Here is a 17,374-nt window from a genome sequence, read left to right on the forward strand (position 1 = left end):
CCGTTGGGAGGAGAGCAGGCCCGTTCACAGGGAACCTTCAGACAGGACCTCTAGCGTGAGACTCACCAAGCGACGAGAGCCGCAGGACACCGACCGGGGAGCGACCATGCAGGAGACGACGCACGGCGTCCCCTCGTGGGACGAGATCGTCGAGCAGCACTCCGACCGCGTCTACCGCCTCGCCTACCGTCTGACCGGCAACCGCCACGACGCCGAGGACCTCACCCAGGAGGTCTTCGTGCGGGTGTTCCGCTCGCTGTCGACCTACACCCCTGGCACCTTCGAGGGCTGGCTGCACCGCATCACCACCAACCTCTTCCTCGACCAGGCCCGCCGCAAGCAGCGGATCCGCTTCGACGCCCTCTCCGACGAGCGCGCCGACCGGCTCACCAGCTCCTCGCCCGCTCCGGACGTCGCCTACGCCGACCAGCGCTTCGACGACGACATCGAGCGCGCCCTGGCCACGCTGCCGCCCGACTTCCGCGCCGCGGTCGTGCTCTGCGACGTCGAGGGCCTGACCTACGAGGAGATCGCGGGCATCCTCGACGCCAAGCTCGGCACCGTCCGCTCCCGCATCCACCGCGGTCGCGCCATGCTCCGCACCGCCCTGTCGCACCGCGCTCCCGCCGACGGGAGGGCCCGCTACTCCGGTCCCGCTCCCGACCCGGCTGCTGCGTGGAGCGCCTCGTGATCGGGCACCTCGGCCCGCGCATCTCCGCCCTCCTCGACGGACAGCTCTCCGCCGAGGAGACCGAGCGCGCGTGGGCCCACGTCCACACCTGTCACCAGTGCCGCGACCTCGTCGAGCACGAGGGGTGGGTCAAGACGCGCCTGGCCGGCATGCAACATCGCGCCGACTCGGCCCCGGAGCACCTCAAGGGATCCCTGCTCGGCGTCACCCCCGGTCAGCTCTACCTCTCGATCTCCCGTGAGGACCCCCACCGCTCGCGACGCACCGTGGGCCTGGCTGCCCTCGGCGGCGGGGCCGTCGGAGCCGCGGTCATGGGCGTCCTGGCCCTCGGGGCCGCACCCGCGGACGCGCCGTCGCTCGACCGTCGTACGCCGGTCACGTCGGTGACCACCCCGGCCCCCTCGCCGCTCGGCGGGGCCACGCGTCGCGACCTGCCCTGACGCCCGTGCCCACCCACGGGGGATGATGGTCGGGTGAACGAGCCTGACCAGCCGTCGTACTCGGACGACGCCGACGACCGCGAGACCACCCAGCCCATCGCTGCACAGCCGGAGCAGCCGGGCCGGGCGGGCGAGGCGGGCGCGCCCGGCCGACCGGGTCCGCAGGTCTCGCCGTCATGGCTGCCGCCGTCCCCGCCACCGGCGATCCCGGCCCCGGCCCCCTGGGCCGGCTTCCCGCCCCCGGGCACGCAGCCGATGCCGGCCGAGCCCGCCCACCGGGCGCCGGCCCGGCCGCGGGTCAGCGGCTGGGTCTGGCCGCTGGTGGCCTCCGTGGCGCTCGTGGTGGGCGTGATCGGCGGGGTCGCCGGAAGCGTCGCCTACGACGAGCTGCGCACCGACACCCCGGGCACCACGCCGGGCGGTCTTGCCGACGTCGACACCGTCTCGCTCCCGCCGCTCACCGGCGACGCGGCCGGATCGGTCGCCAAGGTCGCGCAGGAGGTGCTGCCGAGCACCGTCCAGATCTCCGCCGCCCTCGACGGCCAGGACGGCGGGGCCACCGGCTCCGGCTTCGTGCTCGACCGCCAGGGCCACATCGTGACCAACAACCACGTCGTCGAGTCGGCCGCCGAGGACGACGGCCTGATCGAGGTCGTCGACCAGGACGGCAACCGCTACGAGGCGACCGTCGTGGGCCGCAGCCCGGTCTACGACCTGGCCGTGCTCTACGCCGAGGACGCGACCGGGCTGAAGCCCGCCTCGCTCGGCTCCTCCAAGCGGCTGCGCGTGGGTGAGGGTGTGGTGGCGATCGGCTCGCCCCTGGGGCTCAGCTCCACGGTGACGTCCGGGATCGTCAGCTCGCTCAACCGCCCGGTCACCACGGGGGAGTCCAGCGACCAGTCGTCGTACATCAATGCGGTGCAGACCGACGCGGCCATCAACCCGGGCAACTCGGGCGGTCCCCTCGTCGACCTCCGCGGCCAGGTCGTCGGGGTCAACTCGGCCATCGCGACCACGGGTGGCGGCACCTTCAGCGGCGAGGCCGGCAACATCGGGGTCGGTTTCGCGATCCCGGTCGAGCAGGTCGTCGTGACCGCCGACCAGATCCTCAAGACCGGCGAGTCCAGCTATCCCGTCATCGGCGCCCAGGTGCAGACCGGGGTGCGCGACGGCACGGGTGCCGAGATCTCCAAGGTCCTCGAGGACAGCCCGGCGCAGGCCGCGGGCCTCGAGAAGGGCGACGTCGTCGTCGCGGTCGAGGGGGAGCGCATCACCGACGGCATCGCGCTGATCGTGTCGATCCGCACCCGTCAGCCGGGCCAGACGATCGAGTTCACCTACCTGCGTGGCGGCGACGAGCGCACCACCGACATCACGCTCGACGGCGAGACCGGCTGAGGTCAGTCGGTGGTCTCGGCGTCGACGAAGGGGTGCTGGGCGACGAAGTCCTCGGCCTGCTTGTACATCCGGGCGATGTAGTCCTCCAGCATGCTCGCCTCGACCCGCCACTGGCCGCGGCCGCCGATCTTGATGGCGGGCAGGTCGCCGCGACGCACGAGCGCGTAGACCTGGGCGCTCGACGTGTTGAGCACCTCGGCGACGTCGGCGAGCGTGAGGAAGCGGGGCGTGGCGGCCATGCGCCCATCGTCGCACCTCCTGCCACATCCTCCACAAGGCGCCGCCAACGGCTGTGGAGGAGCACGTGACCGGAGCGCCGCGAGATTGCATGATGTCCCTGTGGCCAGGAATCTCGGGAGCCCGGGCGCTGTGGCGCCGCCCTCCGCTGTGCGCGCCTCGACGCCCGGCTGGCGAGACCCTCGGCTGTGGATCGGCATCGCGATCGTCGCCGTCTCCGTCGTCGCGGGCGCCCGGCTGCTCTCCTCCGCCGACGAGACCGTGGCGCTCTGGGCCGTGAGCGCCGACATGGGGGCCGGCGACGTGGTGTCCGAGGACGACCTCGTGGTCCAGCGCGTGCGTTTCGCCGACGCCCAGCGCCTCGACCTCTACTTCACCGCCGACGAGCGGCTGCCCTCCGACCTCGAGCTGCTGCGCGGCGTGGGGGCCGGGGAGCTGCTCCCCCGGGCGGCCGTCGGCTCCTCGGCCGACTCCGACGTCCTCCAGGTGCCGATCTCGGTGGCCGCCGAGCGGGTGCCGGTCTCCATCGGAGCCGGGTCGGTCGTCGACGTGATGATCGTGGCGCGCCCCGCCCAGCCCGGTGCCCGCGCACCGATCGGTCCCGGTGAGGCCGCGCTCGAGGGGGTCACGGTGGTGGCGGCACCGCCCCTGGCGGACAGCTTCGGCACCTCCGGGGAGCGCCAGCTCGACCTCGCGGTGCCCGAGGCCGACGCCCAGGCCTTCTTCGAGCTCCTCAACTCCTTGGAGAGCCCGGTGCTCACCGTCCTGCGGCGCGGCTGATGATCGTCGTCCTGGTGGTCGCCGCCGGCGCCGGCTGGGAGTCCGCAGCGCTGGCCCAGCTCGGGACGCACCGCGACATCGTCGTCCTCAAGCGTTGCGTCGACGTGGACGACCTCCTGGCCTCGGCGTCAGCCGGCCAGGCGGAGGTCGCGGTCGTGGGGCTCGACGCCCCGGGCCTCGATGTCGCAGCCGTCGACCACCTGCGCGCCCACGGCGTGCGGCCGGTGGCGGTGGTGGGCGCGGACTCGTGGGACGCGGGCCGGCTGCGGGCCTCCCGGATCGGCATCGTGGCCCTCGTCGCCGACACCGACCTCGCCGCTCTGCCGGCCGTCGTCACCACCCCGGAGGTGCCTGCGGATACCGTCGTGCCGCCTCCGGTCGGGGCCGACGTGGACTCCTCCGTGGTCGCCGACGCACCCACCGCGCCCCCTGAGGGCGCCCGGGTGGTCGCGGTGTGGGGGCCGGCCGGGGCCCCCGGCCGCACCACCGTGGCAGCCGCGATCGCCGCCGAGCTGGCCCGGCGCCGCCACCGCACGATCCTCGTGGACGCCGACCCCTACGGCGGGACGGTCGCGCAGCAGCTCGGCATCATGGACGAGGTCTCGGGGCTGCTGGCCGCCGGCCGGCTGGCCACCTCGGGCGACCTTGCGGAGCGCTTCTTCTCCGTCCAGCGCGGGGTCGACGCCCACCTGTCGGTCGTGACGGGCCTGCCCCGGGCCGACCGGTGGGTCGAGCTGCGGCCCGGAGCGATCGAGCACGTCCTGGAGACTGCCCGCGAGCACGGACAGGTCGTGGTCGACACCGGGTTCAGCCTCGAGGACGACCCGGGCCAGGACTACGGCAGCCGCCCCTCGCGCAACCAGCTCACCCTGGGGAGCCTGGAGTGCGCCGACGAGGTCGTCGTGGTGGGCACTGCCGACCCCGTGGGTCTCTCCCGCCTCGCCCGCGGTCTGGTCGACCTGCGCGAGCTCACCGGAGGCGCGCCCGTGCGCGTGGTGGTCAATCGGATGCGCGCGACCCTGGGCTGGTCGGAGAAGGACATCGCGGGCATGGTCGGCGGCTTCGCCCGGCTCTCCGGGCTGCACTTCCTGCCCGACGACCGTGCGGTGGTCGACCGGGCGCTCGTCGCCGGTCGCACGCTCGTGGAGACTGGCGACTCACCGCTGGTGCGCGCGGTCGCCTCGCTGGTCGACGCCCTGGTGGGCCCTGCAGGAGCACCCGGGGCCGCCGCGTCCCTCAGGCCGCGAAGAGGAGGTAGAGCCCGCCCACGGTGAACGCCACCATCGCGAGCAGCAGCGGCAGCTGCCCGGTCAGCTGGTGCCGCTTGGGCAGCAGCTTGATCGCCCGGTCGTGGGCGGCGACGACGCCGAGCACGTGACCGACGACGACCGCGACGACCTTCACGTTGGCCAGCAGGGTCGGGTGGTAGGACAGCCAGTAGTTGACCGACCAGTCGCCGGTGCCGAGGATGTCCGACCCGTTGCTGAACGGGTCGCTCGCCTGGATCAGCGTCCGCTGGCCGAACTCCACGAGGTAGGTCAGGTAGTGGGCCACGATGTAGCCCACGACGATCGGCACGATCGAGTGCGCGAACTTGTCGGGCAGCGACCACCGGCGGGTCCCGGTCTCGACCCCGGTGAGCACGCAGCCGAGGGCGAAGACCAGGCCGGTGCCCACGCAGAAGACGACCAGCATCACGTTGTTGAGCAGGTAGGACGACGTCTCGGTCGACTGGATGTACTGCACCCAGTCGGAGGAGTCGCGGAAGGAGTCGAACGCGGTGCTCCCGAAGAGTACCGCGAGCACCGCCACCAGCCCGGGTCGTACGACGACCGTGTCGAGGTTGGCGAGCGGGCTGCGCAGCAGCAGGTGGCCGTCGCGCGAGCCCCAGACCGAGAGCTTGGCGACGAGGCTGGAGTAGACCTCGAACGGGTCGGCGTGCTCGTAGAAGGTGTTGCCGAAGAGCGCGCCACCGACGAGCATCACGGCGACGTAGATCGCGCACCACAGTCGCACCGGACCCAGCTCGGTCATGAACGGGTAGACGAGCTCCATCCACACGAACGCGAAGAGGCCGAGCGCAGCCGGCCAGTGACCGAGCCACCTGGGGTAGTCGAAGACCCCCACCTCGGGGTCGCTGCCGGACAGCCTGGCGAAGACCAGGTTGATGGTGCGGACCGGGCTGATCGCCTTCCAGAACGGTCCGAGGAAGAGTGAGAGCGGCACGAGGCCGACCCACCACCACACGTAGAAGATGCCGAAGACCGGGTTGGTGAGGAGGTCCTCGCCGAAGATCGCTGCGACCACGGCGTAGACGAAGATGACGAAGCCGAAGACTCGCAGACCCGCGCGGAAGCCGAGGGAGCCCACCAGGCTGTCCAGCCACGGCGGCGCCTGACGACCGCCCTGGGCCTCGTCGTAGCGCGGTGTGCGCCAGGCGACGGCCAGGACGGTGAAGGACACCACCAGGGCTGCGACGGCCCCGGCGATCGCCAACGACGGGGAGATCGGCAGGTCGGCGGAGCCACCGATGCCGTGCGCGAAGGGGGTGTCGCCGTTCACTCAGCTGACCTCGAGCTGGACGATGACCTGCTCCAGGTCGTGCGACTCGACCTCGACGACCCCGGGCTGGTCGATCTGCAGCTTGAGCGTGGTGGTGCCGGCGGCGTACTCGAACTCCTGCTCCGGCTCGGAGTGCACGTGGATCTCGCCGGACTCGTCGGCCCTGACCACGAGGTCGACGGGCTGGCCCGTCCCCACCTCGACGCGCTCGCCGTTGGGGGTCACCGTGCCGCCCTCGAACGTGATCTCGATCGTCTCGATGTCGCCTGCGTCGGTCGCGGGGGTGTCCTCACCGCAACCGGAGACCAGACCGAGCGTCGAGACGAGGACGGCCGTGGCCGCCATCAGTCGGCGCATGGTGCGATTCCTTGTCGTTCGGCGGACGCGTGCCACGACCGCGGCACACCTCTGTCAGAATCTCATGCGTGGCAGACGTGGCTGCTGGGGGGTCACGTCGGCAAGCACGAGGTCTGGAGGAACGAGATGAGTGAGCGGTTGCGCCCGCGCGACCTGGCGTTCCTCGCCGAGGAGACGGCTCAGACGCCGATGCACAACGCCACGATCGAGATCTTCGACCCGGGCGAGTCCGGCTTCGACCACGAGCGGCTCATGGAGCTGATCCAGGACCGCATCTCCTTCGTGCCGCGCTACCGGCAGCGGTTGCAGAGCGTCCCCGGGCAGCTCGCCAACCCGATGTGGGTCGACGACGACCAGTTCGACCTCGGCTACCACGTACGACGCTCCGCGCTGCCGAGGCCCGGCTCGCTCGACCAGCTGCGCGAGCTCGTGTCGCGCATCGTCTCGAGGCCGCTCGACCGCAGCCGACCGCTGTGGGAGGTCTACTTCGTCGAGGGCCTCAGCGAGGGTCGCGTGGCGCTGCTCTCCAAGACCCACCAGGTGCTCGTCGACGGGGTCCACACCGTCGACCTCGGGCAGGTGCTGCTCGACACCAGCCCCACGCCCAGGACGATGGAGTCCGACGACTGGTACGCCCGCCGTGCGCCGTCGCCGTTCACCCTGCTCGCCGGTGCCGTCAAGGACTCGCTCACCGAGCCCGACACGCTCGTCGACACCGTCCGGACCCGCACCGACGCAGCCTGGCGGACCGCTGGTGCAGCGACGGCCAACGCCCGACGGGTCGCCAACGCGCTCACCGGTCGCCGCCCGGTGAAGGAGTCGCCGATCTCGGGCTCGCTCTCGCAGCAGCGCCGGGTGGTCACCGTCGACACGCCCCTGGCCGACTACCGGACCATCCGAGCGGCCCACGGCGGCACCGTCAACGACGTCATCCTGGCCACGATCGCCGGCGGCCTGCGGGGCTGGCTGATGACACGCGCTGAGTCCATGGCCGGCATCCGTCAGATCCGGGCGGTCGTGCCGGTCTCGGTGATCGACGCCGAGCTCGAGGCGACCTCGCTGGGCAGCCAGATCGCCGCCCACTTCGTCGACCTGCCGATCCTGGAGGCGAGCCCGGTCATCCGTCTGCACCAGGTCTCCTACTCGTTCCAGGCGCACAGGGAGACGGGCCGAGGCGTCGCCGCCAACCGGTTGGCCGGCATCGCCGGCTTCGCGCCCACGACCTTCCACGCCATCGGCTCGCGCGTCGCCGCCGACGAACGCCGCAGCTACCAGCTCAACATCACCAACGTCCCCGGGCCCCAGTCGCCGCTCTACGCCGCCGGGGCCGAGATGGTCAGCAGCTATCCCGTCCCGCCGCTCCTGCCCGGGCACCCGCTCGCCATCGGCGTCACGTCCTACAACGGCCGGGTGTTCTACGGCATCACCGCCGACCGGGACCAGATGCCCGACGCAGACCTCCTCGGGACCTGCATCACCGAGTCGCTCGTCGAGCTGATGGACGCCTCCAGCGCGACCCGTCCGCGGGCCCCCCGCGGTCGCAGGCGCACCCCCAGACCGGCGGCGAAGAAGTCGTGAGCGGACGTCTCTACGTCCCTTCCTCGCTTGACCTGCTCGCCGCCTGGGCGAGTGCCGGCGAGGTCCCGTGGCCGGTGGAGCCGATCCTCGCCGTCGACGAGGACGAGGAGTCCGAGTACGCCGCGCTGATGACCGCCGCGGACGCCTCGGCCGAGCTCATCGCCGGCGTCGGCCGCCGCGTGGTCGTCGTGGCCGAGGGAGCCTCGGACGGTCATCCCATCGGGCTGCGGCGCGTGGTCGCGGTCCACGCCGACGTCGAGGACTTCACCGACCCCGACGACGACCTGGCCTGGTTCGCCACGCAGGAGATCGAGCAGCTGCTCCAGGACAGGTAGGCCCCGCTGGGCCGCCCTTTCGACAAGCGTGTCCGGCGGGTGACAACATCCGAGCATGGACGCGATCTCCTTTCCTCCGGCACCCGTCAACGAGCCCAACCTCACCTACGCGCCCGGTAGCCCCGAGCGGGCAGAGCTGGTCGCGGAGCTGGAGAAGCAGGAGCGCAGGCAGGTGACGCTGCGCGCCCACATCGGCGGCCGCAAGCGCTCCGGCGGCGGCGAGGAGATCACGGTCGTCCAACCCCACGACCACCAGCACGTGCTGGGCGTCATGAAGAACTCCACGGCCAAGGACGCCGAGGCAGCGGTCAAGGCCGCAGCCAAGGCGGCCCCGGAGTGGCGAGGCATGCCGTTCGACGAGCGGTGCGCGATCCTGCTCAAGGCCGCCGACCTGCTCGCCGGACCGTGGCGCCAGCGGATCAACGCAGCGACCATGCTGGGGCAGTCCAAGACCGCCTTCCAGGCCGAGATCGACGCCGCCTGCGAGCTCATCGACTTCTGGCGCTTCAACGTCACCTACGCCAAGCAGATCCTCACCGACCAGCCGATCGCCAACAGCCCCGGCATCTGGAACCGCACGGACCACCGTCCCCTCGAGGGCTTCGTCTACGCGATCACGCCGTTCAACTTCACCGCGATCGCCGGCAACCTGCCCACCGCGCCCGCCCTCATGGGCAACACGGTCCTGTGGAAGCCCTCACCGACCCAGCAGGTCGCGGCGTCGCTGACCATGGAGCTGCTCGAGGAGGCCGGCATGCCGCCCGGCGTCATCAACATGCTGCCGGGTGACGGCCTGGAGGTCTCGCAGGTCGCGCTCGCGCACCCGGACCTCGCCGGCATCCACTTCACCGGCTCGACCCCGACCTTCCAGCACCTGTGGCGCACGGTCGGCGAGAACATCGCGGGCTACCGCTCCTACCCGCGGATCGTGGGGGAGACCGGTGGCAAGGACTTCATCGTCGCCCACCCCTCCGCCGACCCCGACGTGCTGCGCGTCGCCATGCTGCGGGGCGCCTTCGAGTTCCAGGGCCAGAAGTGCTCCGCCGCGTCCCGCGCCTACGTCGCCCGCTCGGTGTGGAACCGGATGAAGGACGACTTCCTGGCCGAGGTCGACGGCATCGCGATGGGCGACGTCACCGACTTCTCCCACTTCATGGGCGCCGTCATCGACGAGCGGGCCTTCGCCAAGCACCAGGCGGCGATCGCCCGGGCGAAGCGGACCAAGCACCTGACGGTCCTCGCGGGCGGCGAGGTCGACGACTCGGTCGGCTACTTCGTGCGCCCGACCGTCGTGGAGTCGACCGACCCGACCGACGAGATGTTCGCGACCGAGTACTTCGGTCCCATCCTGGCCGTCCACGTCTACGAGGACGGCGACTTCGAGAACGTCGTCACGCAGCTGGAGTCGTTCGCGCCCTACGCGCTCACCGGGGCGATCATCGCGCAGGACCGCTCGGCGATCCGCTGGGCCAGGGCCACGCTGCGCTTCGCGGCCGGCAACTTCTACATCAACGACAAGCCCACCGGGGCTGTCGTCGGCCAGCAGCCCTTCGGCGGTGGCCGCGCCAGCGGCACCAACGACAAGGCCGGCGCAGCGGTCAACCTGCTGCGCTGGACCTCACCGCGCTCCATCAAGGAGACGTTCGTGCCGCCGAAGGACTACCGCTACCCCTACCAGGGCTGAGCGACCTCGCGAGACGACGAAGGGCGGTGACCGAGTCGGTCACCGCCCTTCGTCGTGTTCGCTGGTCGCGAGGCCTCAGGCGTCCAGGAACGGGTAGTCCGTGTAGCCCTCGGCGCCGCCGCCGTAGAACGTGTCGGGGTTCGGCTCGTTGAGGGCCGCACCGGTCTGCCAGCGCTTCGGCAGGTCGGGGTTGGCGAGGAACAGGCGCCCCACGGCCACCGCGTCGGCCAGGTCCTTGTCCAGGATCTCCTGGGCGCTCTCACGCGTGGTGACCTCGGAGAAGCCGTCGTTGGCGATCAGCACGCCGCCGAACGTGCGGCGCAGGTCCTGGACGAGGTCGAGGCGCGGCTCGGCCAGGATGCTGAGGTAGGCCAGGCCCAGGGGCGCGATGGTCTCGACGAGGGTGGAGTACGTCGCCTCGACGTCCGCCTCGTCCTGCTCGGTGGCACCCTGGATGTTGTGGGCGGGCGAGATGCGGATGCCGACCTTGTCGGGGCCGATCGCCTCGGCGACGGCGCGGGTGACCTCGATGGCGAAACGGGCCCGGTTGGCCGGGGACCCGCCGTACTCGTCGGTGCGCTCGTTGGAGCCCGGGGCGAGGAACTGGTGGATGAGGTAGCCGTTGGCGGCGTGCACCTCGACGCCGTCCAGCCCGGCCTCGATGGCGCTCTTGGCTGCGTGCACGTAGTCCTCGACGACGCCGGGGATCTCGGAGAGCTCCAGGGCGCGGGGGACCGGGTGCGGCACCATGCCGTCGGCGGTGAACATCTCGCCCGGGGCCGCGATCGCGCTGGGGGCGATGGTCTCGAGGCCGTGCTTGTTGTCGGGGTGGGCGACGCGGCCGGCGTGCATCAGCTGGACGACGATGCGCCCGCCCTCGGCGTGGACGGCGTCGGCGACGCGACGCCAACCGGCGATCTGCTCGGGGGTGTGGATGCCCGGGGTCAGCAGGTAGCCCTGGCCGACCGCACTGGGCTGGGTGCCCTCGCTGATGATCAGGCCGGCGGAGGCGCGCTGGGTGTAGTACTCCACGGCGAGGTCTCCCGGGACACCCTGGTCGTCGGCGCGGTTGCGGGTCAGCGGCGCCATGACGAGGCGGTTGGGGGCGGTCCAGGACTTGATGGTCAGGTCATCGAAGAGATCAGGCATGTCCAGCACAACCAGGTCGCGCGGACGAGCATTCCGAGGAGGGTGGACAATCAGGGGCGATGAACGTCACCCCGCTGCACCTCGGCTCCTTGCACCCGATCGAGCAGGCCCTCACGCTGGCCCTGGCATTCGGGCCCTTCGTGGTCCTCGGGATCGTGGTGCTCGTCCGGCGGCGCCAGGACCTGGCCGAGGAGCACGAGCAGGTCGAGGGTCAGCGGGAGAGGTAGTCGCGCCCGACCTTGTTCTCGGCCCTCAGCGCCTTGAGCAGCATGTCCGCGATCAGCGCCTCGATCTTGCCGCCCACCAACGGGATCCCGACCTTGACGGTCAGGTCGACGGTCTCGGTGGTCGTTCCACCGGACTCGCTCAGCGTGGCCGTGCCACGCATGTCACCGGGCTTGCCGGGAATCGTCACGACGATGTCGCCGAGGAGCGGGGTCGACCACGACTCGGCCTGCACGATGTTGGTCTCCTCACCGACGATCTTCTTGGCGAACGACGGGAAGCCCGTGGTCGACTGCCACTGGTCGATGACGACCTCGGTGTGGCCGTCGGTCGGCGTGGTGATGGAGATGTCGGCCCGCAGCACGCCCTGGAAGTCGCACACGGCCTGGCGGAAGGCCGGGTCGGCCAGCATGGCGGCGACGTCGGCGGCCGGGGCGTCGTAGGTCAGCTCGTGGACCAGGCGGCGGCTCATCGCTCGCCTGCCAGCCAGGCCGATCCGACGCGCTGCTCGACGTCGTAGCCGGTCTGGATGCTGTCGACCAGCAGCTGCTCGAGCTTGCCGCCGATGAGGGGCACCTTGACCTTGATGTCCAGCTCGACCACCTCGGTGGTGCCGGCACCAGCCTCGACGAGGCGGATGACGCCGGAGACGTCGGTCGGCTTGCCGGGGGCCTTGATCTCGACGGTTCCTCCGGAGCCGTCCTTCCAGGTCTCGGTGATGATCGCCGTCGTCGTCTCGCCGACGAACTTCTTGGCGATCGAGGGGAGGCCGGACGTGTTCTGCTCGGTGGTGACGACCGAGGTGAAGCCCGCTCCCGCCATCTCGATCCTCACGTCGCACGAGACGACGTGCTGGGCGGCGCAGACCTTCTCGCGGAATGCGGGGTCGGACAGCATGGCGAGGACGGCATCAGGGGCAGCGTCGTAGGACTGCTCGGTGCGGAACTTCATGGCCACATCATGCACCCCCTGGCCCGGTCCGGCGGGCCGCCCCGGTGTTGTGACACGTGTGACCGGGGTCCTAGTGTCTGAGGGTGTCAACGACGACGCAGGACGTGGACAAGACCGAGCTCCTGGACCAGGCCATCGCCCTGGCCCAGCACGGCAAGGGCAGTGGCGGACCGCCGCACGGCGCGGTGGGGGCGCTGCTCCGGGCCTACTACCGCCACGTCGCCCCCGAGGACGTCCTCGGACGCAGCGACGTGGATGTCTTCGGCGCCCTGGCGTCGCACTTCAAGCTGGCCGCGGACCGACCGCAGGGCACGGCGAGCGTCCGTGTCCACACGCCGACCCTGGGCGAGCACGGGTGGACTGCCGGAGGCCACTCGGTCGTGGAGGTCGTCGTCGACGACATGCCGTTCCTGGTCGACTCGCTGACCATGGAGCTCTCGCGCCAGCTGCGCGACGTGCACCTGGTCATCCACCCCAACTACGACGTCGTGCGCGACATCACCGGCGCCCTGCAGACGGTGACCCCCGTCGACGACGGCTCATCGATCCCGGCGGAGGGCGCCACGCGCGAGTCCTGGATGCACGTCGAGATCGATCGGATGCGTGAGGGCGACGACCCGGACGCGATCGTCGAGGACGTGCAGCGGGTGCTGCGCGACGTCCGCGAGTCGGTCGAGGACTGGGAGAAGATGCATGCCCAGGTCCGCGACATCGTGGCCGGCCTGGTCTCCGACCCGCCGCCCCTCGACCACGAGGAGGTGACGCAGGCCGCCGCCCTGCTCTCCTGGCTGGCCGACGAGCACTTCACGTTCCTCGGCTACCGCGAGTACTCCCTCGACCGGGCCACCATCGACGGCACCGAGGACGACGTGCTGCGCGCCGTTCCCGGGACGGGCCTCGGCATCCTGCGTGCCGACCAGGAGATGTCGGCCTCCTTCGGTCGGCTCCCCGACCTGGTGAAGGCCAAGGCGCGTGAGAAGAGCCTCCTGGTCCTCGCGAAGGCCAACTCCCGGGCGACCGTCCACCGTCCGGCCTACCTCGACTACGTCGGGGTCAAGACGTTCGGCGACGACGGTGAGGTCACCGGCGAGCGTCGCTTCCTCGGCCTGTTCTCGAGCGCCGCCTACACCGAGTCGCTGATGCGGATCCCGCTGATCCGGGAGAAGGCCGAGTCGGTGCTCAAGCGCAGCGGGTTCGACCCGCGCAGCCACGCGGGCAAGGCGTTGATGGACACCCTCGAGACCTACCCCCGCGACGAGATGTTCCACACCCCCGTCGAGGAGCTCGGGCCGATGGCGGAGGCGGCCATGGTCGCCCGGGAGCGTCGCGGACTGCGCACGTTCGTGCGCAGCGACACCTACGGCCGCTACGTCTCCGTGCTGGTCTACCTGCCCCGCGACCGCTACAACACCAGTGTCCGCGAGCGCTTCTCCGAGATCCTCCAGGACCGCCTGGGTGGCGACTCGGTGGAGTTCACCGTGCGGATCAACGAGTCGACCACCGCCCGGGTCCACTTCGTGGTCCACCTGCCCAAGGGCAGCGCGATCCCGACCATCGACACCCAGGACCTCGAGCGTCGGCTCACCGAGGCCTCCCGCTCCTGGCGCGACGACTTCACCGCCGCCGTCATCACCGAGCACGGCGAGGAGGTCGGCTCGATCCTGGGTCGCCGCTACCTCGACTCCTTCCCGGAGGCCTACAAGGAGGACTTCTCCGCACGCACGGCCGCCGTCGACCTGGCTCGGCTCGAGGAGATCGCGGGCGACGAGGGCATCGACCTCTCGCTCTACGAGGAGCTGGACGCCGGGCGTGGCGAGGCGCGGCTCAAGGTCTTCCGCATCGGGCAGCCGCTGTCGCTGTCGGAGATCCTGCCGATGCTGTCCTCGATGGGCGTCGAGGTCGTCGACGAGCGCCCCTACGAGCTCTTCGGGCTCGACCGCAGGTCCTACATCTACGAGTTCGGCCTCCGCTACGGCAAGTCCCTCCCGGGTGATGCCCGCGCGCTCTTCCAGGACGCGCTCCGCGCCGTCTGGGACGGCTTCAACGAGATCGACGGGTTCAACTCGCTGGTGCTCGGCGCAGGCCTCACCTGGCGCCAGGCCACGGTGCTGCGCGCCTATGCCAAGTACATGCGCCAGGGCGGCTCGCCGTTCGCCCAGGACTACATCGAGGGCGCCCTCGCCAGCAACGTCGACATCACCCGGCTGCTGGTGCGGCTCTTCGAGGCCCGCTTCGACCCCGGCGCAGGCGACCTCCCTGCCGACGCCGAGGCACGCACGGCCCAGGTCGAGGAGATCAAGCAGCGGATCAGTCGTGCCCTCGACGACGTCGTCAGCCTCGACCACGACCGGATCCTGCGGTCCTACCTGACCCACGTCCAGGCGACGCTGCGCACCAACTACTTCCAGGTCTCCCGGATGGAGGGGGCTGCGGACGCCCCTCACACCTACATGTCGTTCAAGCTCGAGCCGTCGCACATCCCCGACCTGCCCGAGCCGCGGCCGCGCTTCGAGATCTTCGTCTACTCACCGCGGGTCGAGGGCGTGCACCTGCGCTTCGGCGCGGTGGCGCGCGGCGGTCTGCGCTGGTCCGACCGGCGCGACGACTTCCGCACCGAGGTGCTCGGCCTGGTCAAGGCGCAGATGGTGAAGAACACCGTGATCGTGCCGGTGGGCGCCAAGGGCGGCTTCTTCTGCAAGCACCTGCCCGACCCGTCGGACCGGGACGCCTGGATGGCGGAGGGCGTCGACTGTTACCGCACCTTCATCTCCGGGCTGCTCGACATCACCGACAACCTCGTCGAGGGCGAGACCGTGCCGCCGGCCCGGGTCGTGCGACACGACGGTGACGACTCCTACCTCGTGGTGGCCGCCGACAAGGGCACCGCCACGTTCTCCGACATCGCCAACGGGGTCGCGAAGGACTACGGCTTCTGGCTCGGGGACGCCTTCGCCAGCGGCGGCTCGGTCGGCTACGACCACAAGGCCATGGGTATCACCGCGCGCGGTGCGTGGGTCTCGGTGCGCCGCCACTTCCGCGAGATGGGGATCGACTGCCAGACCGAGGACCACACCTGCGTCGGCATCGGCGACATGTCCGGTGACGTCTTCGGCAACGGCCTGCTGTGCTCGGAGCACACCCGCCTGGTCGCGGCCTTCGACCACCGCGACATCTTCATCGATCCGGCTCCCGACGCGAGCACGTCCTTCGCCGAGCGGCGGCGGCTCTTCGAGCTGCCGCGCTCGAGCTGGCAGGACTACGACAAGACCCTGATCTCCGCTGGCGGAGGGGTCTTCCCGCGCTCCGCCAAGTCGATCAAGCTCAACGCCGAGATCCGCGCTGCGCTGGGCATCGTCGGCTCCGTCGACACCATGACGCCCGCCGAGCTGATGCGGGCGATCCTGCTGGCGCCGGTCGACCTGCTCTGGAACGGCGGCATCGGCACCTACGTCAAGTCGCAGGACGAGTCCAACGCCGACGCCGGCGACAAGGCCAACGACGCCATCCGGGTCGACGGCGGCGCGCTGCGGGCGCGCTGCGTCGGCGAGGGCGGCAACCTGGGCTTCACCCAGGGCGGCCGGATCGAGTACGCCCTCAACGGCGGCCGGATGAACACCGACTTCATCGACAACTCCGCCGGGGTCGACACCTCCGACCACGAGGTCAACATCAAGATCCTGCTCGACCGGGTCGTGCTCGCGGGGGACCTGACGAACAAGCAGCGCAACGTGCTGCTCGCCGAGATGACCGACGAGGTCGCCGCGCTGGTCCTGCGCGACAACTACGAGCAGAACCTGGCGCTGGCCAACGCCGCGGCCAACGCGGTGCCCCTGCTGCACGTCCACGAGTTCTGGATGAAGAAGCTCGAGAGCGACGGGGTCCTCAACCGCGAGATCGAGGGCCTGCCCTCCAGCCGCGCCGTACGACGCCGCCTCGACCGGCACGACGGGCTCACCCTCCCGGAGCTGTCGGTCCTCATGGCCTGGACGAAGATCGTGCTGGCCGACGCGTTGCTGGCCTCCGACCTGCCCGACGACCCGTACCTCGACCTGGACCTGCGCGCCTACTTCCCGACCCAGGTCCGCGAGGGCTTCGTCAGCCAGGTCAGCGACCACCCCCTGCGTCGCGAGATCATCGTGACCCAGGTCGTCAACGACCTCGTCAACGGCGCCGGTATGACCTACTGGCCGCGCCTGGCCGGTGAGACGGGCGCCGATGTCGCGGACCTGACCCGGGCCAACTTCGTGGCCCGCGAGATCTTCGCCTCGCTGCCGCTGCGCCAGGAGCTGGCGACCTTCGACAACGTCCTCGACGCCGGTGTCCAGACCAAGATGCGCCTCGAGATGCGCACCCTGGTCGAGCGGGCCTCCCGCTGGTTGGTCACCAACCGACGCCCTCCGCTCGACAGCCAGGCCACCGTCGACTTCTTCTCGGGGCCGGTGCAGCAGACCCTGACCCAGCTGCCGGAGCTGATGGTGGGGCGCGAGCTCGCGGCCTACGAGGCGCGGCGCAGCTCTCTCGTCGCCCAGCACGTGCCCGAGGAGCTGGCCTCCCGGGTCGCGGTGCTGCCGACGGCCTACATCCTGCTCAACATCATCGAGATCTCCGAGGCCTCCTCGCTCGACCCCGCCGACGTGGCTCGCGTGCACTTCGCGTTGGGGGAGCGGCTCGGGCTGCCCTCGCTGGTGCAGCGGATCCTCGGGCTGCCGCGCGACGACCGGTGGCAGACGATGGCCCGGGCAGCCCTGCGCGACGACCTGCACGCGGTCCATGCCCAGCTCACGGGACAGGTGCTCGCCTCGACCTCCGCCGATGACTCCGCCGCCGTGCGGATCTCGGACTGGGAGGACGCCGACGGGGTCATCGTGAGCCGTGCGGCCTCCACGTTGCAGGAGATCTGCGCCGACGAGCAGGCCGACCTGGCCCGGATGTCGGTCGGGCTGCGGGTCGTCCGGGGCCTGCTCGCGACCGGTCAGGTGTAAGGACC

At 71.0% G+C, this 17,374-nt stretch carries 16 protein-coding genes; 10 read left to right on the top strand and 6 right to left on the bottom strand.

Features of this window, described 5'->3' with window-relative positions; translation table 11 throughout:
* Positions 1–55 precede the first annotated feature (55 nt).
* From sigE to RMN98_RS01315, 3 genes are read left to right on the top strand one after another with little or no spacing between them, the layout of a single operon-like run.
* On the top strand, positions 56–691 hold the full coding sequence (sigE, locus tag RMN98_RS01305) for an RNA polymerase sigma factor SigE (RefSeq protein ID WP_397208522.1): 636 nt from the start codon (positions 56–58) through the stop codon (positions 689–691).
* Positions 676–1,131: a zf-HC2 domain-containing protein gene (locus tag RMN98_RS01310; protein WP_309646993.1), complete on the top strand. Its 456-nt coding sequence runs from the start codon at positions 676–678 to the stop codon at positions 1,129–1,131. Before sigE ends, RMN98_RS01310 begins: the two co-directional genes overlap by 16 nt.
* A gap of 33 nt (positions 1,132–1,164) precedes the next feature.
* Positions 1,165–2,529: a trypsin-like peptidase domain-containing protein gene (locus RMN98_RS01315; RefSeq protein WP_309646994.1), complete on the top strand. Its 1,365-nt coding sequence runs from the start codon at positions 1,165–1,167 to the stop codon at positions 2,527–2,529.
* A 2-nt stretch (positions 2,530–2,531) separates the two neighbouring features.
* Here RMN98_RS01315 and RMN98_RS01320 read toward each other — a convergent pair whose 3' ends face one another.
* The gene (locus RMN98_RS01320) at positions 2,532–2,768 is read right to left on the bottom strand and encodes a helix-turn-helix domain-containing protein (protein WP_309646995.1); all 237 of its coding nucleotides are present in this window, start codon (positions 2,766–2,768) and stop codon (positions 2,532–2,534) included.
* 100 nt (positions 2,769–2,868) lie between these two features.
* Here RMN98_RS01320 and RMN98_RS01325 point away from each other — a divergent pair, with 100 nt between their 5' ends.
* Positions 2,869–3,546, top strand: coding sequence for a hypothetical protein (locus RMN98_RS01325; protein ID WP_309646996.1), 678 nt, complete (start codon positions 2,869–2,871; stop codon positions 3,544–3,546).
* Positions 3,546–4,820, top strand: a complete 1,275-nt coding sequence (locus tag RMN98_RS01330; protein ID WP_309646997.1) for a hypothetical protein — start codon at positions 3,546–3,548, stop codon at positions 4,818–4,820. Before RMN98_RS01325 ends, RMN98_RS01330 begins: the two co-directional genes overlap by 1 nt.
* Here the strand turns inward: RMN98_RS01330 and RMN98_RS01335 are convergent.
* Positions 4,783–6,108 carry a hypothetical protein gene (locus RMN98_RS01335; protein WP_309646998.1) on the bottom strand — a complete coding sequence of 442 codons (1,326 nt, stop codon included), beginning with the start codon at positions 6,106–6,108 and terminating at the stop codon, positions 4,783–4,785. The genes RMN98_RS01330 and RMN98_RS01335 overlap by 38 nt on opposite strands.
* Entirely contained in the window at positions 6,109–6,465 is a 357-nt protein-coding gene (locus RMN98_RS01340; protein WP_309646999.1) for a hypothetical protein, read from the bottom strand. It lies immediately after the preceding gene.
* A 126-nt stretch (positions 6,466–6,591) separates the two neighbouring features.
* Between RMN98_RS01340 and RMN98_RS01345 the strand changes: the two genes are divergently transcribed.
* From RMN98_RS01345 to pruA, 3 genes are read left to right on the top strand one after another with little or no spacing between them, the layout of a single operon-like run.
* Complete coding sequence (locus RMN98_RS01345) at positions 6,592–8,043, top strand: wax ester/triacylglycerol synthase family O-acyltransferase (protein ID WP_309647000.1); 1,452 nt, start codon at positions 6,592–6,594, stop codon at positions 8,041–8,043.
* Positions 8,040–8,378 carry a DUF6912 family protein gene (locus RMN98_RS01350; RefSeq protein WP_309647001.1) on the top strand — a complete coding sequence of 113 codons (339 nt, stop codon included), beginning with the start codon at positions 8,040–8,042 and terminating at the stop codon, positions 8,376–8,378. Before RMN98_RS01345 ends, RMN98_RS01350 begins: the two co-directional genes overlap by 4 nt.
* Positions 8,379–8,433: 55 nt before the next feature.
* Positions 8,434–10,062 carry an L-glutamate gamma-semialdehyde dehydrogenase gene (gene pruA / locus RMN98_RS01355; protein WP_309647002.1) on the top strand — a complete coding sequence of 543 codons (1,629 nt, stop codon included), beginning with the start codon at positions 8,434–8,436 and terminating at the stop codon, positions 10,060–10,062.
* Between the two features lie 75 nt (positions 10,063–10,137).
* Here pruA and RMN98_RS01360 read toward each other — a convergent pair whose 3' ends face one another.
* Positions 10,138–11,211, bottom strand: coding sequence for an alkene reductase (locus RMN98_RS01360; protein WP_309647003.1), 1,074 nt, complete (start codon positions 11,209–11,211; stop codon positions 10,138–10,140).
* 59 nt (positions 11,212–11,270) lie between these two features.
* Here RMN98_RS01360 and RMN98_RS01365 point away from each other — a divergent pair, with 59 nt between their 5' ends.
* Complete coding sequence (locus tag RMN98_RS01365) at positions 11,271–11,438, top strand: hypothetical protein (protein ID WP_309647004.1); 168 nt, start codon at positions 11,271–11,273, stop codon at positions 11,436–11,438.
* On the opposite strand, the gene RMN98_RS01370 is transcribed toward RMN98_RS01365, so the two are convergent.
* Both RMN98_RS01370 and RMN98_RS01375 read right to left on the bottom strand, forming a co-directional pair.
* Positions 11,423–11,908 (bottom strand): DUF2505 domain-containing protein, encoded by a 486-nt coding sequence (locus tag RMN98_RS01370; protein ID WP_309647005.1) that lies wholly within the window; start codon positions 11,906–11,908, stop codon positions 11,423–11,425. The genes RMN98_RS01365 and RMN98_RS01370 overlap by 16 nt on opposite strands.
* Positions 11,905–12,387 (bottom strand): DUF2505 domain-containing protein, encoded by a 483-nt coding sequence (locus RMN98_RS01375; RefSeq protein WP_309647006.1) that lies wholly within the window; start codon positions 12,385–12,387, stop codon positions 11,905–11,907. The genes RMN98_RS01370 and RMN98_RS01375 overlap by 4 nt, the downstream gene beginning before the upstream one ends.
* A gap of 83 nt (positions 12,388–12,470) precedes the next feature.
* On the opposite strand from RMN98_RS01375, the gene RMN98_RS01380 reads away from it, so the two are divergent.
* A complete protein-coding gene (locus tag RMN98_RS01380; protein ID WP_309647007.1) occupies positions 12,471–17,369 on the top strand; it encodes an NAD-glutamate dehydrogenase in 4,899 nt (1,632 codons plus the stop codon).
* Positions 17,370–17,374 lie beyond the last annotated feature (5 nt).

This window comes from Nocardioides sp. (genome assembly GCF_031397825.1).
In the GTDB taxonomy this organism is placed as follows: Bacteria; Actinomycetota; Actinomycetes; order Propionibacteriales; family Nocardioidaceae; genus Nocardioides.